Source organism: Collimonas sp. (genome assembly GCF_035566555.1).
In the GTDB taxonomy this organism is placed as follows: Bacteria; Pseudomonadota; Gammaproteobacteria; order Burkholderiales; family Burkholderiaceae_D; genus Collimonas.
On the sequence record NZ_DATMRB010000163.1, the window covers coordinates 1 to 20,343 of the forward strand.

Annotated in this window: 17 protein-coding genes, 1 tRNA gene and 1 pseudogene; 12 read left to right on the forward strand and 7 right to left on the reverse strand. The window is 60.3% G+C overall.

Annotated features, from left to right (window positions below; genetic code table 11):
- The coding region (locus VNZ65_RS19915) for an aminotransferase class III-fold pyridoxal phosphate-dependent enzyme (protein ID WP_325672112.1) at positions 1-772 on the forward strand (772 nt) is incomplete at its 5' end.
- A gap of 15 nt (positions 773-787) precedes the next feature.
- Here the strand turns inward: VNZ65_RS19915 and cysS are convergent.
- Positions 788-2,167 (reverse strand): cysteine--tRNA ligase, encoded by a 1,380-nt coding sequence (gene cysS / locus VNZ65_RS19920; RefSeq protein WP_325672114.1) that lies wholly within the window; start codon positions 2,165-2,167, stop codon positions 788-790.
- A 244-nt stretch (positions 2,168-2,411) separates the two neighbouring features.
- On the opposite strand from cysS, the gene VNZ65_RS19925 reads away from it, so the two are divergent.
- Positions 2,412-3,404, forward strand: a complete 993-nt coding sequence (locus VNZ65_RS19925; protein WP_325672116.1) for an aldo/keto reductase — start codon at positions 2,412-2,414, stop codon at positions 3,402-3,404.
- 9 nt (positions 3,405-3,413) lie between these two features.
- Here the strand turns inward: VNZ65_RS19925 and VNZ65_RS19930 are convergent, their stop codons facing one another.
- Together VNZ65_RS19930 and VNZ65_RS19935 are read right to left on the reverse strand one after the other, a co-directional pair.
- The gene (locus tag VNZ65_RS19930) at positions 3,414-4,109 is read right to left on the reverse strand and encodes a right-handed parallel beta-helix repeat-containing protein (protein ID WP_325672118.1); all 696 of its coding nucleotides are present in this window, start codon (positions 4,107-4,109) and stop codon (positions 3,414-3,416) included.
- Between the two features lie 40 nt (positions 4,110-4,149).
- The gene (locus tag VNZ65_RS19935) at positions 4,150-4,521 is read right to left on the reverse strand and encodes a DOPA 4,5-dioxygenase family protein (RefSeq protein WP_325672120.1); all 372 of its coding nucleotides are present in this window, start codon (positions 4,519-4,521) and stop codon (positions 4,150-4,152) included.
- A 320-nt stretch (positions 4,522-4,841) separates the two neighbouring features.
- On the opposite strand from VNZ65_RS19935, the gene VNZ65_RS19940 reads away from it, so the two are divergent.
- Positions 4,842-6,080, forward strand: a complete 1,239-nt coding sequence (locus tag VNZ65_RS19940) for an AI-2E family transporter (protein WP_325672122.1) — start codon at positions 4,842-4,844, stop codon at positions 6,078-6,080.
- Positions 6,081-6,166: 86 nt separating this feature from the next.
- Here VNZ65_RS19940 and VNZ65_RS19945 read toward each other — a convergent pair whose 3' ends face one another.
- Positions 6,167-6,757: a BPSL1445 family SYLF domain-containing lipoprotein gene (locus tag VNZ65_RS19945; RefSeq protein ID WP_325672124.1), complete on the reverse strand. Its 591-nt coding sequence runs from the start codon at positions 6,755-6,757 to the stop codon at positions 6,167-6,169.
- Positions 6,758-7,121: 364 nt separating this feature from the next.
- On the opposite strand from VNZ65_RS19945, the gene VNZ65_RS19950 reads away from it, so the two are divergent.
- From VNZ65_RS19950 to VNZ65_RS19960, 3 genes are all read left to right on the forward strand, one after another.
- Entirely contained in the window at positions 7,122-7,592 is a 471-nt protein-coding gene (locus VNZ65_RS19950; protein ID WP_325672126.1) for a MaoC family dehydratase, read from the forward strand.
- Between the two features lie 42 nt (positions 7,593-7,634).
- Entirely contained in the window at positions 7,635-8,045 is a 411-nt protein-coding gene (locus tag VNZ65_RS19955) for a VOC family protein (RefSeq protein WP_325672128.1), read from the forward strand.
- A gap of 125 nt (positions 8,046-8,170) precedes the next feature.
- Positions 8,171-8,983 carry a nucleotidyltransferase domain-containing protein gene (locus tag VNZ65_RS19960; RefSeq protein WP_325672130.1) on the forward strand — a complete coding sequence of 271 codons (813 nt, stop codon included), beginning with the start codon at positions 8,171-8,173 and terminating at the stop codon, positions 8,981-8,983.
- Positions 8,984-9,001: 18 nt separating this feature from the next.
- On the opposite strand, the gene rtcR is transcribed toward VNZ65_RS19960, so the two are convergent.
- Positions 9,002-10,612: an RNA repair transcriptional activator RtcR gene (gene rtcR, locus VNZ65_RS19965; RefSeq protein ID WP_325672132.1), complete on the reverse strand. Its 1,611-nt coding sequence runs from the start codon at positions 10,610-10,612 to the stop codon at positions 9,002-9,004.
- Between the two features lie 260 nt (positions 10,613-10,872).
- On the opposite strand from rtcR, the gene VNZ65_RS19970 reads away from it, so the two are divergent.
- From VNZ65_RS19970 to VNZ65_RS19995, 6 genes are all read left to right on the forward strand, one after another.
- Complete coding sequence (locus VNZ65_RS19970; protein ID WP_325672134.1) at positions 10,873-12,426, forward strand: RNA-binding protein; 1,554 nt, start codon at positions 10,873-10,875, stop codon at positions 12,424-12,426.
- 599 nt (positions 12,427-13,025) lie between these two features.
- The gene (locus tag VNZ65_RS19975; RefSeq protein WP_325672136.1) at positions 13,026-14,261 is read left to right on the forward strand and encodes an RtcB family protein; all 1,236 of its coding nucleotides are present in this window, start codon (positions 13,026-13,028) and stop codon (positions 14,259-14,261) included.
- A gap of 80 nt (positions 14,262-14,341) precedes the next feature.
- A complete protein-coding gene (gene rtcA / locus VNZ65_RS19980; protein WP_325672138.1) occupies positions 14,342-15,361 on the forward strand; it encodes an RNA 3'-terminal phosphate cyclase in 1,020 nt (339 codons plus the stop codon).
- Positions 15,362-15,466: 105 nt separating this feature from the next.
- Positions 15,467-15,542: transfer RNA gene (locus tag VNZ65_RS19985), tRNA-His, on the forward strand.
- Positions 15,543-15,631: 89 nt separating this feature from the next.
- The gene (locus tag VNZ65_RS19990) at positions 15,632-16,204 is read left to right on the forward strand and encodes an HNH endonuclease (protein WP_061945659.1); all 573 of its coding nucleotides are present in this window, start codon (positions 15,632-15,634) and stop codon (positions 16,202-16,204) included.
- 386 nt (positions 16,205-16,590) lie between these two features.
- On the forward strand, positions 16,591-16,749 hold the full coding sequence (locus VNZ65_RS19995) for a hypothetical protein (RefSeq protein ID WP_325672141.1): 159 nt from the start codon (positions 16,591-16,593) through the stop codon (positions 16,747-16,749).
- 64 nt (positions 16,750-16,813) lie between these two features.
- On the opposite strand, the gene VNZ65_RS20000 is transcribed toward VNZ65_RS19995, so the two are convergent.
- Together VNZ65_RS20000 and VNZ65_RS20005 are read right to left on the reverse strand one after the other, a co-directional pair.
- Positions 16,814-19,810: an FAD-binding and (Fe-S)-binding domain-containing protein gene (locus VNZ65_RS20000; RefSeq protein ID WP_325672143.1), complete on the reverse strand. Its 2,997-nt coding sequence runs from the start codon at positions 19,808-19,810 to the stop codon at positions 16,814-16,816.
- 43 nt (positions 19,811-19,853) lie between these two features.
- A pseudogene (locus VNZ65_RS20005) lies at positions 19,854-20,343 on the reverse strand (2-keto-4-pentenoate hydratase); the annotation flags it as partial.

The window sequence follows — 20,343 nt, forward strand, 5'->3', positions numbered from 1 at the left end:
CGGTTTCAGCGACGGCCAGCCGGCCTGGGGCGCGCACCTGGCGGATGAACTGGAACGTCTGGTGACTTTGCACGACGCCTCGACCATCGCCGCTGTCATTATCGAACCGCTGGCCGGCTCCACCGGCGTGCTGGTGCCGCCGGTCGGCTACCTGGAACGTTTGCGCGCGCTATGCAGCAAGCACGGCATCCTGCTGATTTTCGACGAAGTGATCACCGGCTTCGGCCGGCTCGGCGCCGCCACCGCAGCCGAATATTTCAAGGTCACGCCAGACCTGATCACCCTCGCCAAGGGCATCAACAATGCGGCGATCCCGATGGGCGCGGTAGCAGTCCGGCGCGAGATCCATGACACGGTGGTGCAAGCGACCGCCGTCGGCGGCATCGAGCTGATGCACGGTTATACCTATTCTGCCCATCCGGTGGCCGCCGCGGCCGCCATCGCCGCCATCGACCTGTATCAAAGCGAGCGCCTGTTCGAGCGCGCGCGCGAGCTGTCGCCGCTGTTCGGCAGGGCGGCGCATGGCGTCGCCGGCGCGCCGCACGTCAAGGACATCCGCAACCTCGGCCTGGTGGCCGGCATCGAACTGGAATCACGGCCCGGCGCGGTCGGCGCCCGCGCCTACGAAGTTTTCCGCAAGTGCTTTGAAAAAGGCGTGATGGTGCGCTATACCGGCGACATCCTGGCCTTCTCGCCGCCGCTGATCGTGCAGCCGGAAGAGATCGAGCGCATTTTCAGCACGGTGCGTGCGGCGCTCAACGAAACCAGCTGAGCAAGCGCCGCGGCATCAGCTCCGGTCCGGCTTGAGCAGCGGACCGGCAACGCCATCTTCCACCAGAAATCCCTGCCGCTTGATTTCCAAGCTCAGGCGATCGGCTTCCTGCCATTGCTTTTGTTCGCGCGCGGCCTGACGTTGCTGCGCCAGTTGCGCCACTGCCTGCGGCACCTGATAAGCATCGGGTCGCCAGTTATCCAGATCCAGCCCCAGCACCGTATCGATGGCGCGCAAGGTCGCCTTGCCAACGGCGGCATCGCCGTCGCTGCGCACCAGTTCCCACACCAGCGCCAGTACGCGCGCAGAGTTGAGGTCGTTATTGATCTCTACGCGGAAGCGCTGCATCCATGCCGCATCGACCGCGCCGCCATCCGGCCAGCGATGGTAAGCCTCGCGCAGGCGCTGCAAACCGGTCGCCGCCGCCTGCAAGCCTTCCCAGCTGAATTCCAGCTGGCTGCGATAGTGCGCCGCCAGGCAAAGGTAGCGATAGGCCGATGGATCAAACCCTTTATCAACCAGCGATTGCAGGCGCAGGAATTCGCCATCCGATTTGGCAATTTTTTCGCCGTCGATTTTCAGGAAATAGCCGTGCATCCAGTAATTGGCCAGGCGCGTGCCGTGGCAAGCCTGGGTCTGCGCGATCTCGTTGCTGTGGTGGACCGCGATGTGGTCCTCGCCGCCGCAATGGATGTCGAACAAGCTGCCAAGATGGGCGGCCGACATCGCCGAGCATTCAATGTGCCAGCCGGGAAAGCCGCGGCCCCAGGGACTGTCCCATTCCATCTGGCGGCGCGTCTCTGGCGGACTGAATTTCCACAAGGCGAAATCGGTGATGCTGCGCTTCTCTCCCACAGCGACGCGCACCCCGGCCTGCAAGGCATCGCGGTCCAGCCGCGCCATGTAGCCGTAATCGTCCTGCTTGCTGGTGTCAAAGTAGATGCCGTCGGCGGTGCGGTAGGTAAAGCCTTTCCGCTCCAGCTCCTGGATGAAACCGATCTGCTCCGGCAGATACTCGGTGGCGCGGCACCAGACGGCCGGCTGCAGCAGATTGAGCGTGCGGCAATCCGCCATGAAGGCGGCGCTATAGTATTGCGCAATGTCCCAGGCGCTCTTGCCGCTGCGGCGGCTGCCTTTTTCCATCTTGTCCTCGCCGTCGTCGCCATCCGACACCAGGTGGCCGACGTCGGTGATGTTGACCACATGCTGCACCTGGTAGCCATTGAATTCCAGCGTACGCCGCAGGAGGTCTTCAAAAATGTAAGTGCGCAGGTTGCCGATGTGGGCGTAATCGTAGACGGTCGGCCCGCAGCAGTACATGCCGACGCGGCCCGGATGAATACTGTCGAAGCGGCGGACGCGGCGTTCCCAGCTATCGTAAAGATGGAGTTCCATGCAGTTCTTTTAAAGTGACGGGTGATACGGCGCGCCGCTCAAATCGGGCGCAAAAATCCGACCTAAGTCAGATATAAATCAGATGCGATGCAGGGACGTCGTGCGGCAACAGCGTACGCAGACTGGAGAAGAGGAGCAGATGATGGATTGCTTGAGCATGGCTTATACTAACTTGCGGCGCCGGCCATGGTCAAGCACGCCAGCTGTACCTCGCCGGCCGCATCAATTCTTTCCGGAGCAGACAATGAATGAACAACTCATCAAGCATCGCAAGCTGGGATCGGGCGGCCTGACGGTATCGGCCATGGGACTGGGCTGCATGGGCATGAGCACCGCCTATGGCGCTGCCGACGAAAAGGAATCCATCGCCACCCTGGAGCGTGCGCTGGAACTCGGCATCAACTTCTTCGACACCGCCGAACAGTATGGGCCTTATCTCAACGAAGAATTGCTGGGACGGGTCTTCAAGGGACGGCGGCATGAAGTGGTGCTGGCCACCAAGTTCGGCTTCAAGATCGAGAATGGCGCCACCACCGGCATCACCAGCGAACTGAGCCATATCCGCCGCGCAGTAGAGGGTTCGCTGCGCCGTCTCGGCACCGATCATATCGATCTGCTGTACCAGCACCGGATCGATCCGGCGGTGCCGATCGAAGAGGTGGTCGGCGTCATGGCCGAGCTGGTGCGGGAGGGGAAAGTGCGTTACCTGGGACTGTCGGAAGCCGGCGTCGCCAATATCCGCAAAGCACATGCGGTGCATCCGATCAGCGCCCTGCAAAGCGAATACTCGCTCTGGGAACGCAACCTGGAAGCCGATATCCTGCCGGTCCTGCGCGAACTCGGCATCGGCCTGGTGCCGTTCAGCCCGCTCGGCCGCGGCTTCCTCAGCGGCACGGCGCAGCGCGCCGAGAGTTATCCGGCCAGCGACTTCCGCCATCTCGATCCGCGCCTGCAAGGCGAGAATTTCGACGCCAACGTGCGCGCCGCGCAAGTTGTAGCCGATATCGCCGCGAGCAAAGGCGCCACCGCCGGCCAGGTCGCACTAGCCTGGGTGCTGCAGCAGGGCGACGACATCGTGCCGATTCCCGGCACCAAGCGCCGCGCTTATCTGGAACAGAATGTCAGCGCCATCGACGTCACCCTGACCGCGGCCGAGACCGAAACGCTGGAGAGTGCGCTGCAACGGGTGGCGGGCGAACGCTACAGCAAGGAGCGCATGGCCTGGGTCGACCGTTAAGCGTCGACTCTAAGGACAGGCGCTGGCGTTGCAGGTATTGCCTGCCGCGGCGGCAGACTTGAGATTGGTCTGCGCGGCGTTGCCATTGTTGGCGCTGAGCCGGTTATTGCTGAAGCTGGACTGGGCAAAGGCGGCCAGCCCGAAATGCTGATTGCCGCGCATGCTGCTGCGGCTGACCTTGAGGTCAATCCCGAAAATGCCGTCGCCGCCGTTATTCTCCGCCGCGCTGTTGCTGACCACGCCGCCAAACAGCACTGCGCCGCCGCGGCCATTGCGCGACACCACCACGTGATCCAGGCTGGCTGAAGCGGTCTCCAGGTAGATGCCGTAATTGCCCATGCCCTGGACGATGCCGTTCCTGATCGTGACATGGCTGCGGTTGACCGCATGGATGCCGTTGCCGCCGCCAAGCGGCCAGCATGGCGCCGGCAGTTGCTGGCAACGTGTCGGTCCCTGGATGGCATAGCCATGCAGGTCGAGGGTGACGTTGTCGGCATTGATTTCGATGGCGGTAGTGTCAGGATCGGCCACCTTCAGGTTGCCGCCCAGCTGATAATGTCCAGGCGCATCGATGATCACCATGAAACCCGGCTTGTCGGCACGCGCCGGATCAATCGGGATGATGCGCTCCGCCGCCATGCCGGCGCCGGGCATTGCCTGCCACGCGAGCAGAGCGATTGCTGCGAATTGCTGCAAGCTGCGCATGGCAGGTCTCCGTTTTTTCCGCCAGGCCGGCCCGGCATGTTTATTCAAGATCCAGCGCCTCGGCATCCTTGGCAAAGATCGCCAGCTTCAAAGGCCGCACTGCGCCCATCCAGATGGCATGATCGCGATGATCGGCCAGTTCGTCGCCGGTCAGCGGGTGGATGAACACCACCAGGCCGCCGCGATTGAGCGCCAGCCACGGGATCAACTGGCCGAACACCTCCGGTGCAAAACCCAGCTGGCAGCTCCAGTCCGGATGCGGCCCCACCGGTTGCCGGTGGGCGCGGCCCACGGCCAAGGCAAAGCGCTGCGCGGCTTGCTCGCACAGGGCCTGCGCCTGCGGCATGCTGGCGGCGTCGTAATAGATGTGGGCGTGATAACCGCTGATATGCGGCTCGGATGCATCGGTCATGCTTAACAACTCCAGGCAGGTAATGCAAGAAAGACAGCGGAACCAGACAGCTGTTTTTCAGGCGTCGGTCTTCAAGAATACCCCTTTTCTGCCGTCATAGGAATTGCCTTTGGGCAATTGCCGAATACTTGTCTTTCTTGTCAGCGAAAACAATCATGCACGGAAACAAATTCCGGCAGGTTTCTGGCGCACAATCGACCTGGAAAAAATAGCGCCGCTTCTGTGCGCTGACGTACCAAGCCGCCACGCCGGCTTGTATATGCTGTTGCTAACGGCTTGACCTACATGACCCGCACTCAATTACCTTCCCAATTACGCCCATGAATCCAATCAGCGCAGAGGCAACAGCAGAAGCCAGCAACATAGCCGTCCCCGATCCGGCGCCCGCGGCCGTGGAGCAAGCGGCAGATCATCCCGCCACGGAAGCGCCGACCACCGGTCCGCTGGCGCCGTTTGTTTCCAACAGCGCCACCCATGTGCGCAGTCTGTGCCTGCGCATCCTCACCGTGCTGGCCCTGGTGTTCGCCCTGCAATGGGGGCAAAAATTCCTGGTGCCGCTGGTGTTCGGGATTTTCATCGCCTATACCTTGAATCCGCTGGTAGCCTGCCTGGAACGCATCCGCGTACCGCGCCTGGTCGGCACCTGCCTGGTGATGGCGACGCTGGTGCTGGGCCTGGCCCAGGTCGGCTACTCGCTGCGCGGCGAGTTCCAGTCCATCGTGGAGCGCCTGCCGGCCGCCGCCCATCAATTGTCGCGCGCCATCGTCACCGCCAGGAACCAGGGCGGACAAACCAGCACCATCCAGAAAATGCAGGCCGCCGCCAATGAAATCGAAAGCGCCGCCGGACAGGCCGCCGGCGCCAAGCCCGATCCCAAACGGCAAGCGCCGGCAGTGGCGCCGCCGCCGGCCTTCCAGCTCAGCGAATGGATCTGGACCGGCTCGATGGGCGCCATGATTTTCATCGGCCAGGCGACCATGGTGGCCTTCCTGGTGTTCTTCCTTTTACTGTCAGGAGACAAGTTCAAGCGCAAGCTGGTGAAACTGACCGGACCCTCGCTGTCGAACAAGAAGATCGCCGTCAGCATCCTGCTGGAAATCAATTCCTCGATCCAGCGCTACATGTTCATGCTGCTGGTGACGAATGCCTTGCTGGCGGTGCTGATGTGGATCGTGTTCCGCTGGATCGGCCTGGAAAACGCCGGCGCCTGGGCCCTGGCCGGCGGCTTCCTGCATATCATTCCTTACTTCGGCCCGCTGCTGATCGCGGTAGCGACCGGCGTCACCGCCTTCATGCAGTTCGATTCCTTTTACATGATGCTGCTGGTCTCCGCCTCCACGCTGGCGATCGCCACCCTGGTCGGCACCTTCGTGACCACCTGGATGACCGGCCGCATCGCCAAGATGAACGCGGCGGCGGTCTTCATCGTGCTGCTGTTCTGGGGCTGGCTGTGGGGAATATGGGGCTTGCTGCTGGGGATTCCCATCATCGTCATCGTCAAGGTAGTCGCCAAACAGGTCGACGGCATGCAGGCGATCGCCGAACTGTTGAGCGACTAGCGGACCGGGGCGCGGCAGGAGCAGGCAAAAAAATACGGCATCCGAAGATGCCGTATCGCTTTCAGGACTGCTAGCTGCGTTGCTGCTTACAGCGTGATCTTGGCGATCTTGGCGCCTTGCAGCGAAACGCCGGCGATCAGGCCGCCGTTGGTGGTGACGAAGCCGATGATCGGTTGCTGCGCGGTGTTGGTATCGATATTACCGTTGGCGCCAATGTTAGCCAATGCCACGGTAGCGTCCGCACCAACTGTCCAGCCGTTGCTGTTGCGGAATTTATCCAAGGCGTCCTGTGTCATGAACAGCAGCACGATGGCTTTGGATTGCGCGCCAGCCTGGAAACCGATTGAACCGGCGGTGGTGCTGTAATAGCCTTCGGTACGGTTGCCGACGCGCAGGGCGCCCTTGCCGTATTCGGCGCCGACCACAAAGCTGGCCTGCAGCACTTCAGGGAATACCAGGACACCCTTGGCGCGCGCCACCAGCTCGCGTGAAGCAGGCGCGGTCTGGTACAGTTTCGACAAGGTAGCGTCTACGCCGGCATTGACGTCGGAGCGGCTGGTCTGGGAGCTTGCGTCCTTGCCCGGCATGGTAGTGGTGCAACCGGCGAAGGTGACGCTAGCCAGGGCAACAGCAACGGCAGCAAGGGTCTTGCTTGGGAATAAGGATTTTTTTTGCATTTTTTTCTCCAGCGAAAATGTGGATGACAATCGGACAACGTTGTAAATTATATATGGCATTTCAAGATGCGTGTACAAACTGGCAATTTTGAGTAAACGTCAAGTCCTCCAGTTCCGGACGATAGCCCTGATCGGGTCAGGCATCCTTGATTCGACATCCGTAGGCAACAGGCCAGCGGCCCGGGGCGGCAATCGCATCAAAGTGATCGAGATGCGGCTGCATCTTCTACAATCATGATTTCACTGTAGGCGCGATGTAAGATTGAATCTGTACGGTAGCGCACATTCGCACAACGTTTCTCCGACATCAGCCTGTCAGAGAAGACAGATACCGCAAGCTTTGACCAAACCCGAGGAAGCCGTCATGACCGAGCATAGCAGTCCCCCGCAATCCGCGCTGTACCTGGACGACCTGACAGTCGGCGCGCTGTTCGTCAGCGCCGAGCATGCCATGGATGAGCAGCAGATCCTGGCCTTTGCCCAGCAGTTCGATCCACAGCCGTTTCACCTCAGCGACGCCGCCGCCAGGAACACCTTGTTTGGCGGACTGGCCGCCAGCGGCTGGCACACGGCCGCCATCACCATGCGCCTGCTGGTCACCAGCGGCATGCCGCTGCAGGGCGGCATCATCGGCTCGGGCGGCGAACTAAGCTGGCCGCAACCGACCCGCGCCAGCGATATCCTGCATGTCGAAAGCGAAGTGCTGGAAGTGACGCCATCGCGTTCGCGGCCGGATCGCGGCATGGTGAAGCTGCGCAGCGAGACCCGCAACCAGCACGGCGAAATCGTCCAGCTGTTCGTCTCCAAGCTGGTCGTGTCGCGCAAGACACAATGACGTCCGGCCGAACTACAATCAAGGTTTTTGAGCGAAGCCAAGATGATACATATCCGTGAAATCGACCACCTGGTGCTGCGCGTCATCGACCTCGACAAGATGCTGCATTTTTACTGCGAGGTGCTCGGTTGCAGCGTGGAGCGGCGGCAGGAAGCCATCGGCCTGGTGCAGCTACGCGCCGGCAATTCGCTGCTCGACCTGGTGCCGGTCGACGGCAAACTCGGCAGCGCCGGCGGCGCCGCGCCGGGAAAAGAGGGACGCAACCTCGACCATTTCTGCTTCCGCGTCGAACCCTTCGACGAAGCGGCCATCCGCAGCCATCTGCTGGCGCATCGGGTCGATGCCGGTCCGCTGGCTTCCCGCAACGGCGCCGAAGGAGAGGGGCCATCCATATATATCAGCGATCCGGAAGGCAATGTGGTTGAGCTGAAAGGGCCGCCGGAACGGCTCTAGCAACATCACAGTGCTGTCGCAAATCTTCGACGGCACTCCGCCCTGCATTTCATGCTCACCTTTCTCAGCAAGTTTGTTTACCCGGATAGGCACGCCGGGTTAAGCTAAGTATTTATATACGCGCCATGCACGCCGCCTACGACTACGATACCGAACATCCCATAGACCCCGATGTGCGCATCCAGATCAACGCCACGCTCGCCCAGGTTGAGGCAGAGCACGCGGTGAAAATCCTGCTTGCCTGCGAATCGGGCAGCCGCGGCTGGGGCTTTGCTTCTCCCGACAGCGATTACGACGTGCGCTTCATCTATGTTCACCAGCCGGACTGGTACCTGACCGTGTTCCCGGGGCGGGACGTCATCGAGCTGCCAATCAGTGAAGTCTATGATGTCAGTGGCTGGGATTTGCGCAAGGCGCTCGGGCTGCTGCGCAATGGCAACGCGACCCTGGTGGAATGGCTGTCTTCGCCGGTCGTCTATCACGCCGATCCGGCATTCCTGAGCGCGCTCCAGGCCGCCGCCGAACAGGTGAGCCGGCCCGACCGCTCCTTCCATCACTATCTGCACATGGCCAGGAAGAACTACCGCGAATATCTGCAAGGGGAGATGGTGCGGCTGAAGAAGTATCTATATGTCCTGCGGCCTTTGCTCGCCTGCATCTGGATAGAACAGCAGCGCGGCGCGGTGCCGATGCGCTTCCAGGACCTGGTCAACGCTATCGTCAGCGACACCGCTCTCAGGAACGCGATTGCAGAACTGCTGGTCGTCAAGCGGCGGGCGAAGGAATCGGAACATGCGCCAGCCATGCCTTTGATCAATCAGTTCATTGAACGCGAGCTGCAGCGTTTCAGCCACGATTCACCAGCGCTGCAACCGCAACAACAGGACTTCTCGGTACTGGACCGTTTGCTACGCGATACAGTACTGACCCAGCGCTAGCACCGGCGCGGCAGCTGCTTACCTGCCTGCTACCGTCTCCCAGCCGAGCCCAAACTTGGCCAAATATTTTTTCAGGCGGTCCGCATCGTTAGGCTTTTCCTTTGCGCTGCGCGATGCGGCAAACAGCTTGCGGCCTGCATCCGACATGGTTTTCGAGCGGCGACAAATATCGATCACCGCTTGCAGTTGCATGACGTCGAACAAATCCATCTGTTCTATCTGAGCAGGTTCCAGCACTTCGCCGAGATCGACGGCGCCGGTTTCCGTCGGTTGCTCGGTGTAGGGGCGCCATAGCCGCTGCAGGCGGCGGATCTCGTCCGCCGCAATGGCGTCGGTAATACGGCCGGCGTCAGCCAGGGTCGCCATGCGCGTCACCGACGCCGACAAATCCCTGAAATTTCCCATCCACAAGGCATCCGGAGACATGGCAAAGCGCATGTAGACATCGCGCGCCTCCTTGTTGAGCCTGATCATCTGGCCATTCTCGGCGCCAAACTGCGCCAGCAGGTAATCGATGTTCGGCTCCACGTCTTCAGAGCGGTCCACCAGTCCTGGCAATTCATAGGTCCATAAGTTGATGCGCGCATACAGGTCTTCGCGGAAACCGCCGGCCACCACTTCGCGCGACAGATCACGGTTGGTGCCGGCAATCAGCTGAAAATCGCTCTGGACTTCATTGTCGCCGCCGACCGGCAGGAAGCGCTTTTCCTCTATCGCCTTCAACAGCATGGCTTGTTCATCCAGGCCAAGCTCTCCAATTTCATCGAGGAACAGCAAGCCCTTGTGCGCGGTGCGCAGCAAGCCAGGACGGTCCGTTGCCGCACCGGTGAACGCTCCCTTGATATGGCCGAACAAGGTGGAACCAGCACCATCGCCATGCAGCGTCGCGCAATTCAGCTCGACAAATTTACCGTCCAGTTGGTGGCGTGCCTTCTTCAGCTCGAACACGCGCCGGGCGAGGAAAGACTTGCCGGCGCCGGTCGGCCCCATCAGCAGCATGGGCGCCTTGGATTTGATGGCGACCCGTTCGATTTCATCGATCATCGTGTTGAAACGCGCATTGCGGGTGGCAATGCCCGATTTCAGGAAAGCGACGCCTTCTTCCTGCTCGCGAGAAAAGCGTTGGGCGATCTGATCGTAGCGGGAAAGGTCCAGATCGATCAGCGTATAGCTGCCAGGATCGCCGACGGTCTGCCGGCGCGGCGGCGACGATTGCAGCAGGCGTCCCGGAAAATAGTGCGCCTCGGTCATCAGGAACATGCAGATCTGCACCACGTGCGAACCGGTAGTGATGTGTATCCAGTATTCCTCGTTGTCGGTATCGAAAGGATAGCTCTTGGCGAAGTCAAACACGCAGCCGTAGACATCTTCAAAATCCCAGGGATCGACGATCGGCAGCTGCCGCGGGCTTACCTTGGTTTCTGGCGAGACCGAGGCAATGTCCCTCTTCACCTGATGCACCAGGCTTTCGTACTTGCCGCTGTACAGCAACTCGAAACGCCCGATCACCATCTCTTCATGCTGGGTCAGCGCCACCGTCGGCCGCCATTTTTCCCAGCGGCCGCTGCCCGAGCCCTTATCCAGCTGCGTACCGAGGAAGCCGATGACTACGATGCGTTTCTTCTTCATATATTGGATAAATATTTATCTAAAAAGATAATTTATCACAATAATGAAGTCACACACAAACTCTTTCCAGTCTCGCCAATTCATTAAAAATTCCTTTCAAATCAATCGACTAACTTCAAAGTTAAAGCTCGCAGACGGCGCTGGCACAGTCGTTGCAATAAAAAAGGCATGGAAGCGGCAGACAAACAGAACTGTCGCAGCAACGAATAACGCAAGCAGGCCCTGATCTGTTCGGCGCAATCAATAAAGAGGAAATGAAAATGGCGAATACCCAATTGTTCCAAAGCCTGAAAGGCAAATTCCTGCCGCAAGCGAACGCAGTCAATGCCGCCGGCGCCGCAGCCTATACGATGTCGCCGCGCCATCGGCTGGCGCAGTACGCCGCTACCGGTTGCCTGAATGCGACCTTTTACACCAGTGCCGAGACACAACTGGAAACGGTTTTGGAACTGTGCCAGGACATCGATACATGTTTCATTGCGCAGACTGCAGTGCATTGCCGCGAACGCGGCTACATGAAGGACATGCCGGTCCTGTTGACAGCCGTTCTGGCCGCCAAAGGCGCGCCCGAGCTGACGCGTACTTTCAAGCGCGTGATCGACAACGGCAAGATGCTGCGGAATTTTGTGCAGATCCTGCGTTCCGGCGCCATCGGCCGTAAATCGCTGGGCACCCGTCCAAAGAAACTGGTGCAAGCGTGGCTGAACCAGGCTTCGGAAAAAGAATTGCTGGCCGCCGCGGTCGGCAACGCGCCGTCGCTGGCCGACGTGGTGAAGATGGTCCATCCCAAGCCGGTGGAAGCCTGGCGCGAAGCATTCTTCGCATGGTTGATCGGCAAGGCTTATGACGCCGAAGCGCTGCCGCCTTTATTGAAAGCATTGCAAGCCTACAAGTCCGACCGTACGCAAGCGCTGCCGAATGTACCGTTCCAGATGCTGACGGCGCTGGAGCTGAGTGATATCGCATGGGCACAGATTGCGCGCCAGGCCGGATGGCAGATGCTGCGCATGAACCTGAATACGTTTGCACGTCACGGCGTGTATGCGCTGCCAAGCATGACAGCAATCGTGGCGGAAAAACTGTGCGATGCCGAGGCGATAGCCAGGGCAAGGGTGTTTCCGTATCAGTTGATGGCCGCCTACGGAGCGGCAAATGAAGAGGTTCCAGTGGAAATTATTGAAGCATTACAGGACGCAATGGAAATTGCGTTGAACAACGTTCCCGAAATCGCCGGAAAAGTAGTGGTTTGTCCTGACGTATCGGGTTCCATGCAGTCGCCAGCGACCGGTTACCGTGGTTCGGCCACATCGGCCATCCGCTGCATCGATATTGCGGCCTTGATGGCTGCCGCGATGTTGCGCAAGAATCCGGCTAGCGTCGTACTGCCCTTTGAAGTCGATGTAGTCGCCTGCAAACTGAATCCGCGCGATTCGGTGATGACAAACGCCAGCAAGCTGGCGGCCATCCGCGGCGGCGGCACCAATTGCAGCGCTCCGCTGGCACGTTTGAACAAGGATAAGACGAAGGCCGACCTGGTAATTTTCGTGTCGGACAACGAATCCTGGGTCGATGCGGCACGACGCGGTGCGACGGCGACGATGCGCGAATGGGAAACATTCAAGCAGCGCAACCCGAACGCCAGACTGGTGTGCATCGATATCACGCCGTACGGCACGACGCAGGCGGCGGAACGGGAAGACATCTTGAACATCGGCGGCTTTTCTGACGATGTATTCCAGATTGTCGCCGACTTTGCCGCCGGCCAGCTGAGCGCAGCGCATTGGGTGGGTGAAATTCAATCCATCTCCATTTAATAGTTTGATACGCTCTCTCATATAACGGAGAGCACTGATAAAGGAGCTCACCGTGAGCTGGATCATCAGGATCAGCAGTACAGGTTTTGAGCGCAGCATGAATGCCGGTGCGATTACATCCGATAAATGTCTCGTCACATCGACCTCTTGTCATACTGTCGCTCAGTGGTGCGTGTCCCCGAATGCAGGCAAGACTACATTCAGAATAGCCGGCGCGAATCCGGCCTGCCAGACTGAACAGCTTTGGCAGAATGTCTTGTCAACTCTTGTCGGGATTTGAAGGTGCGCAGTAGCAGATTTTAGGCGAATGCTGGTGAAACTACATCATTCAAGCTGTGGAGACGCGGGTTCAAATCCCGCCGGCGGCAAAGCAGAGTCGCCGTAGCTCAACCGGAAGAGCGCCGTGCGGGCAACCGCACATCGTTTCACCACCCCTTGTCGCTGATTTTTTTGATGAATGCCGATGGAATTACATGGATAGAGCAGCGAAGCTTGCTTCGAAGGTCCCCGGTTCAAGCCCCGGGTCGGCACCTGCCGATAGCTCAGTAAAACATTTCATCACCACTTGTCATCCCCTTATTATTTAAAAGAAGAAGACCATGAAGCACGAAGAATACGATGTAATGAATGTTGAAGGCGGAAGCCATATCAAGATGTGGACCCGCGGAGTTCCGGTGGAAGCTGAAGCGCGCAAGCAGCTGAGCAATACCGCGAAGATGCCCTTTATCTATAAGCATCTGGCCGTGATGCCTGACGTCCACGTTGGCAAAGGATCGACCATCGGCAGTGTTATTCCTACACTGGGAGCGGTGATTCCTGCCGCGGTGGGGGTGGATATCGGCTGCGGTATGATGGCGGCCAAGACCACCTTGAACGCGCGCGACCTGCCTGATAATCTCGGCCCTTTGCGCAGCGCCATCGAAAAGGCCATTCCGCACGGGATGTCGCCAAAGACGCGCGGTTTCAAGGGCCGCGATAAAGGTTCATGGGAAACCCCGCCGGCGCCGGTGGACGCCGCCTGGGCGCAGCTGAAGGATGGATTCGACGCGGTTTGCCTGAAGACGCCAAGGTTGAAGAACACGAATAACTATCGGCACCTCGGAACGCTGGGATCCGGTAACCACTTCGTTGAAGTCTGCCTGGACGAAAGCAATGCGGTCTGGTTCATGCTGCACTCGGGTTCGCGTGGCGTCGGCAACGCCATCGGCTCGCATTTCATCGAACTGGCCAAGCAGGATATGCGCACCCATTTCATCAACTTGCCGGATCAGGACCTGGCCTACCTGCCGGAAGGTACGCAACATTACGACGACTATATAGAAGCAGTGAGCTGGGCGCAGAAGTTTGCGCGCATGAACCGAGAGGTGATGATGCAGAATCTGATTGCAGCGGTGCGGACGGTGATCAGCAAGCCTTTCGAGACGCATGTGGAAGCCGTGAATTGCCACCATAACTATGTGCAGAAGGAAAATCACTTCAGCAAGGATGTGCTGGTAACCCGCAAGGGCGCCGTTTCAGCGCGGGCGGGCGAACTGGGGATCATTCCCGGTTCGATGGGAGCTAAAAGCTTCATCGTCCGCGGTAAAGGCGATGCCGACAGCTTCCATAGCTGCAGCCACGGCGCCGGACGCACTATGAGCCGGACTGAAGCCAAGCGGCGTTTCACGCTGGACGACCAGATCAAGGCGACGCAGGGCGTGGAATGCCGCAAGGATGCCGACGTCATCGATGAAATTCCGATGGCTTACAAGGATATCGATGCGGTGATGGAAGCCCAGCGCGCCTTGGTGGAAGTAGTGCATACCCTGAAGCAGGTTGTGTGCGTGAAAGGCTGAACACCTGCTTGTACTGAAGCAGGTAATGTTCACGCTGGGGACATGGTCACAATGACGATAACAATAAAGAATAGAAGAACATGATTGAACTAGATGGCGCAACAGGAGAAGGCGGTGGTCAGGTTTTGCGGACAGCATTGACCCTGTCGATGATTACCGGACAGCCGTTCCGGATTGTGAATATCCGGGCCAACCGGCCAAAGCCGGGATTGATGCGGCAGCATCTGGTGGCGGTGCAAGCTGCCGCCGAGATCAGCAATGCCGATATCGGTTCTGCCGCGGTAGGCGCACAGGCGCTGCAATTCATGCCGGGCAAGATCGAGGGCGGGAACTATCAGTTCGCCATTGGCACGGCCGGCAGCTGCACCCTGGTGCTGCAAACCTTGCTGCCGGCCTTGCTATATGCAGATGCGCCGTCGGTGGTGAGCATCACCGGCGGCACCCACAACGCGATGGCGCCACCGGCCCATTTCCTGCAGCGCGCCTATGGCCGCGTGCTGGCGGCGATGGGTGCTGACATGGCAATCGAACTTAAACGCTTCGGCTTCTATCCCGCCGGCGGCGGCGAGATAGAAGCGAAAGTATCGCCGTGCCGGCAGTTGCAGCCGCTGGAACTGATGAGCCGCGGCGAACGCGTTGCGGGCTACGCGGAAAGTTTCATCGCCGGCGTGCCGGCCGATGTCGCCAAGCGCGAACTGGCTTGCGTCAAGACCGCAATGGGCTGGGATGATGCACAACTGGCGATCCGCGGCTTGCCGCATGATCAGGGACCGGGCAACGCCTTGCTGGTCACGCTGGAGTCGCAGCATGTGACAGAAGTGTTTTGCGCATTCGGCGAGAAAATGGTGCGCTCCGAGGCGGTTGCAAAAAAGGCAATTTCGCAGGTGCGGCAGTATATTGCCTCCGGCGCGGCGGTCGGCGAGCATCTGGCCGACCAGATCATGCTGCCGCTGGCATTGGCCGGAAGCGGCCGTTTTACGACCGATCGCGTATCCCAGCATGCGATTACCAATGCCGAGGTCATCGAACAATTCTTGCCGGTGAGGATCACGTTTGAAGAACAAGGGCTGTCCAGCACCTGCGTAATTGCAACAAAATGAAACAGAAATAGAGCGGCGCAGGGACAAATCCCTGCGCTGTCTGCAGCAATATTTACCAGCCACCTCTTTCCAAACAGGTCGGCGCACCCAATATAGATCTCAATGGTGGCTTTAGCTTAACTGGCAAAGCGCGCGGCTGTGACCCGCGACGATATCGGATCATTCCCGATAGGCCACCCCAACCAGTAGCGCAGTCCTCACGCTAAAAAGCAACAAACGAAGGACGAAATACAAAAATGCTGGTTATAATCAACCGCAAAGGTGATGCAAATGACGTCCCACATCCTGACCCTCGATATCGCGGGCAATCCGTTTGACTGGATTTCGCCGCAAGACGCTGTGCTCTATTACGCGAGCGGGAAGGTGGCTTGGGAAATCGGCGAAGGCGACATCGTCTTCCGCGGCGGTTACTCCCGCGCCGGCATCCAGTCGCGCATCGCCGTCAAACCCATCATCGCCATCGCCGGCAGCGCCATCATGGCGCGCATGCTGCACATGGAACTGCCGCTGGGCCATCACAACGATCTGCTGTTCCGCCGCGACCGCTATACCTGCGCTTATTGCGGCGGCCGCTTCCCGCACAATGAACTGTCGCGCGACCATGTGCTGGCGCGCTCGCGCGGCGGCAAGGATACCTGGACCAATTGCGTCACCGCCTGCAAGGACTGCAACCAGGAAAAAGGCAGCAAGGTGCTGGAGAGCTTCCGGCCGCTGCTGTACGTTCCCTATGTTCCCTGCCGCGCCGAACACTATCTGCTGAGCGGCCGCAACGTCCTGGCCGACCAGCACGACTACCTGGCGGCGCGCCTGCCAAAACACAGCCGCATGCGTGAACTCAACTAGGTTCGGCAGCATTTGGCTGGCGCATGTCGCGCCGGATTTCGTGTCAAATACAACAGAATCGCAGCGCTCTGCGGTGAATTGTTTGACACTGCGATTTCATCGGGCGCAGAATCGCAACTCAGTATTTCGACTAACGCATTTTTACAGGAAAGGAACGGCCATGCCACGGACGGCTATCAACAATTCAAACGATAAATAGCCCCGCGCATGACTGCTCGGGGATTGCGGCGATCTTGCCGCCCCGAGCCGGTCGTTCCAGACAGAACCCCGGTGAGGAAACTCGCCGGGGTTTTTGTTTTTGCGGGCACGGCAGCGCCAGCCCGCAGCGAGGACACCGGCATGACAAGGAAACGTTATGCCAGATCATTTGCGTGAAAGGATGGCCCATGAAAGTCACACTTAAATTGCCGAAGCCGCGCAACCCCCTCGTGGCGCCAGCCAGGGCCAGAAAGGCCGGCGCGCATGCCTCCTACAATCCAGCACGCAAAGTGCGGCGGACTGAAAAACAGAAGCTGAAGCAAGCGCTGTCTGCGTTCCTCGATTGATCGAAGTGGGCACAGGTGCCCACCCGACCGGCATTATCACAAGAGGAATTTTGTCGCGGTCGGTTTATCCGTTTCCTGCCAAAGACATGGCTAGAACGCGCACCACATGCAAGGCAGCCGTATCTGCCCCATCCTGGATCTGGTGCCGGCAGCTGCTGCCGTCGGCAACCACGATGCCGTCCTTGCCTGCCTTGCGCACTGCCGGCAGGAGCGTCAGTTCCGCCATCGCCATCGACGCCTCATAGTGCTCGGCTTCATAGCCGAAACTGCCGGCCATGCCGCAGCAGGAGGACTCAACGGTAGACAATTCCACCTGCGGTATCCACCCCAGCACTGCTTGCACCGGACGCAGGGCATCGAAGGCCTTTTGATGGCAATGCCCGTGCAGCATGACCTTGCTGCCGGGTAAAGGCTTCAGATCGAGCTGAAGGCGGCCTGCGTTTTTTTCCCGCACGAGAAATTCTTCAAACAGATAAGCCGACTGCGCCAGCTTTTTGGCTTCTTCGCCATAGCCGTAACTGAGGAATTCATCGCGCAAGGACAGCAGGCAGGATGGCTCCAGGCCGACGATGGCGATGCCGCGTTCGACATAGGGCAGCAATGCGTCCAGCGTCCTGCGCGCCTCGGCCTTGGCTTGCTCGACCAGGCCGGCGGACAGGTAGGTGCGGCCGCAGCACAAGGGGCGGGCGCCGGCGACCGTGTTGAAATGGACTTTGTAGCCGGCGGCTTCCAGCACCTGCTGGGCGGCGCGGGCGTTTTCCGGCTCCATGTAGTTGTTGAAGGTATCGACGAACAGCAGCACTTCGCGCGCGCCGGCGACGGTAGATTTTGCCTTGGCCAGGAAGGCGCTCTTGAACTGCGGGAAGGCACGCTGCGGCGCCAGGCCGATGCGCCTCTTGAGCCAGTTCGACAGCAGCGGGACTTTATCAACGGCGGCAACCAGGCCGCCCAGGCTGGCGGCGTAGGGCGCATATTTCGGCATGAAACCGACCAGCCGCTCACGCAGGCTGAGGCCGTGCTGGCCGACCCAGGCGGCGCGCGCCTCGATCTTGATCTTGGCCATGTCGACCCCGGTCGGGCAATCGCGCTTGCAGCCCTTGCAGGAGACGCACAGGTCCAGCACTTCCTTGACCTCGGCGCTGGCCAGGCCTGCGCTGCCCAGCTGCCCGGAAAGCGCCAGGCGCAGCGTGTTGGCGCGGCCGCGCGTGACATGCTTTTCATCCTTGGTGATGCGGTAGCTGGGGCACATGGTGCCGGCGTCGAACTTGCGGCAATGGCCGTTGTTGTTGCACATTTCCACCAGCTTGGCGAGACCGCCGCTGCGGTCGCCGCCAGTGCCGGCGGCGCTTTCCTCGCCGCTGAGCGGATCGCGTTTGACGTTCCATGCAGACCAGTCCAGCAAGGGCCGGTGCGGCAGCTCGGCATAGCCAGGCGCAAAGCGGAAATTGGCAGCGTCGTCCATATTCGGCGGCCTTACGATCTTGTCCGGATTGAAGCGGTTCTCCGGATCGAACAAGGCCTTGATTTCACTGAAAGCGGCGTTGATCTGCGGACCGTACTGCCAGGCTACCCATTCGCCGCGGCACAGGCCGTCGCCGTGTTCGCCGGAGTAAGCTCCCTTGTACTTGCGCACCAGCGCCGAGGCGGCTTCGGCGATTTCGCGCATGTCCTTGGCGCCGCCGCGGCGCATGTCGAGTATCGGCCGCACGTGCAGGGTGCCGACGCTGGCGTGGGCGTACCAGGTGCCTTCGGTGCCGTATTTGTGGAATACCTCGGTCAGCTGGCTGGTGTATTCCGCCAGGTGTTCGAGCGGCACGGCGCAATCTTCGATGAAAGACACCGGCTTGCCGTCGCCCTTCATGCTCATCATGATGTTGAGGCCGGCCTTGCGCACATCCCACAGGGCTTTCTGCTCGGCGGCGCCGGACATTTGCACCACCGCGCCGGGTAGCTGCAGATCCGCCATCAATTCATCCAGGCTGGCCAGCTTCTGCAGCAGCGCATCCAGCTGTTCACCGGCGAATTCGACCAGCAGGATCGCCTGCGGCCGGCCGCGCAGCGCTTTTTCAATCACCGGCCTGAAGGCCGGATTGCTGATCGACAGGTCGATCATGGTGCGGTCCACCAGCTCGACCGCGGTCGGGCCGAGCTTGACGATGTGCTGGGTCAGGTCCATCGCCTGGTAGAAGGTCGGGAAATTCACCACGCCCAGCACCTTGTGCGCTGGCAGCGGCGCCAGCGCCAGGGTGAGCTGGCGGCTGTAGGCCAGCGTGCCTTCCGAACCGACCAGGATGTGCGCCAGGTTGGCCATGCCGTCGTCAGTGTAGGCGCGCGGGTTCTGGCAATCGAACAGATCGATGTTGTAGCCGCCGACCCGCCGCAGCACCTTGGGCACGCGTTCCGCGATCTCGGCCCGCTCGCGCCGGGCGATCTGCTGCAAGCCGGCGACGATAGCGCCGATCCGTCCTTCCTGCTGCATGCGGTCCAGCCGTTCAAAGCGCCCTTGGCTGCCGTCAGCCAGGACGGCGTCGATGGCCGCCACGTTGTGCACCATATTGCCGTACTCGATCGACCTAGAGCCGCAGGAATTGTTGCCGGCCATGCCGCCGATGGTGCACTGGGCCGCGGTCGAGACATCCACCGGAAACCACAGCCCGTGCGGCTTGAGCCAGGCGTTGAGATGGTCGAGGACCATGCCGGGCTCGACCGTCACGGTGCGTGCCGCGGCATCGAAATCGATGACCTGGTTCAGCCATTTGCTGTTGTCGAGCACCAGCGCCTCGCCCACCGTCTGGCCGCACTGGCTGGTGCCGGCGCCGCGCGCCAGCACCGGGATGTGGTGGCTGCGGGCGATGTCCAGCGCCAGCAGCAGGTCGTCCTGGTCGCGCGGCACCACGACGCCGAGCGGCATGATCTGGTAGATCGAGGCATCGGTGGCGTAGCGGCCGCGGTCGGCCCGGCCGAACAGTACTTCGCCTCTCAGTTCGCGCCGTAATTGAACGGCCAGCGGCGTAGCCAGCGGCGGGCTGCGGGGAACCAGGTGGATGGGCTTGACCAACATAGATGGAATCCTGTCAAAAGCTTGAAAAATTGCCGATGCCGGCTCAAGCCAGCTCGAAATGAATCGGCGGCAAACCCGCAATCTGGCCGATCACCAATCCCGGCTCGTCCGGGAAGTGGATGCCGGTATAGGACCCGGTAGTGACCACCGTGCCCGCAGGCAGGGCTATGCCTTGCCTGCTGCAATGGTTCACCAGCCAGCCCAGCAGGCGCCGCGGGTCGCCGGCCGGATTGCTGGCGCTGCCCTTGAATATGTCTTTGCCGTTCAAGGTCAGGTGCGCCGCCGGGTTCAGGAACGGAAAAGCAGCGTCGTAAGCGACAAATTCACCGCTGACCAGGGCGCCGTGGTTTTGCAGGTCTGCCAGCTGGCTCAGCTTGGGCACATCCGGCCAGCCGGCGATGCGGCTGGAAACGATCTCTATCGACGCCGCCATCGTGCTGACGCGGCGCATTACTTCGCGCTCCGGGACCGGCGCCGTTCCCGGCCGGAAATCGGTATCGAAACAAAACATGATTTCCAGCTCGATGCCCAGC

What these genes read in the sequence shown, in the direction of transcription:
- cysS (WP_325672114.1), bottom strand. Translation starts at nt 2,167, where the DNA reads ATGGAACTCCATCTTTACGATAGCTGGGAACGCCGCGTCCGCCGCTTC.
- VNZ65_RS19925 (WP_325672116.1), top strand. Translation starts at nt 2,412, where the DNA reads ATGAATGAACAACTCATCAAGCATCGCAAGCTGGGATCGGGCGGCCTG.
- VNZ65_RS19930 (WP_325672118.1), bottom strand. Translation starts at nt 4,109, where the DNA reads ATGCGCAGCTTGCAGCAATTCGCAGCAATCGCTCTGCTCGCGTGGCAG.
- VNZ65_RS19935 (WP_325672120.1), bottom strand. Translation starts at nt 4,521, where the DNA reads ATGACCGATGCATCCGAGCCGCATATCAGCGGTTATCACGCCCACATC.
- VNZ65_RS19940 (WP_325672122.1), top strand. Translation starts at nt 4,842, where the DNA reads ATGAATCCAATCAGCGCAGAGGCAACAGCAGAAGCCAGCAACATAGCC.
- VNZ65_RS19945 (WP_325672124.1), bottom strand. Translation starts at nt 6,757, where the DNA reads ATGCAAAAAAAATCCTTATTCCCAAGCAAGACCCTTGCTGCCGTTGCT.
- VNZ65_RS19950 (WP_325672126.1), top strand. Translation starts at nt 7,122, where the DNA reads ATGACCGAGCATAGCAGTCCCCCGCAATCCGCGCTGTACCTGGACGAC.
- VNZ65_RS19955 (WP_325672128.1), top strand. Translation starts at nt 7,635, where the DNA reads ATGATACATATCCGTGAAATCGACCACCTGGTGCTGCGCGTCATCGAC.
- VNZ65_RS19960 (WP_325672130.1), top strand. Translation starts at nt 8,171, where the DNA reads ATGCACGCCGCCTACGACTACGATACCGAACATCCCATAGACCCCGAT.
- rtcR (WP_325672132.1), bottom strand. Translation starts at nt 10,612, where the DNA reads ATGAAGAAGAAACGCATCGTAGTCATCGGCTTCCTCGGTACGCAGCTG.
- VNZ65_RS19970 (WP_325672134.1), top strand. Translation starts at nt 10,873, where the DNA reads ATGGCGAATACCCAATTGTTCCAAAGCCTGAAAGGCAAATTCCTGCCG.
- VNZ65_RS19975 (WP_325672136.1), top strand. Translation starts at nt 13,026, where the DNA reads ATGAAGCACGAAGAATACGATGTAATGAATGTTGAAGGCGGAAGCCAT.
- rtcA (WP_325672138.1), top strand. Translation starts at nt 14,342, where the DNA reads ATGATTGAACTAGATGGCGCAACAGGAGAAGGCGGTGGTCAGGTTTTG.
- VNZ65_RS19990 (WP_061945659.1), top strand. Translation starts at nt 15,632, where the DNA reads ATGACGTCCCACATCCTGACCCTCGATATCGCGGGCAATCCGTTTGAC.
- VNZ65_RS19995 (WP_325672141.1), top strand. Translation starts at nt 16,591, where the DNA reads ATGAAAGTCACACTTAAATTGCCGAAGCCGCGCAACCCCCTCGTGGCG.
- VNZ65_RS20000 (WP_325672143.1), bottom strand. Translation starts at nt 19,810, where the DNA reads ATGTTGGTCAAGCCCATCCACCTGGTTCCCCGCAGCCCGCCGCTGGCT.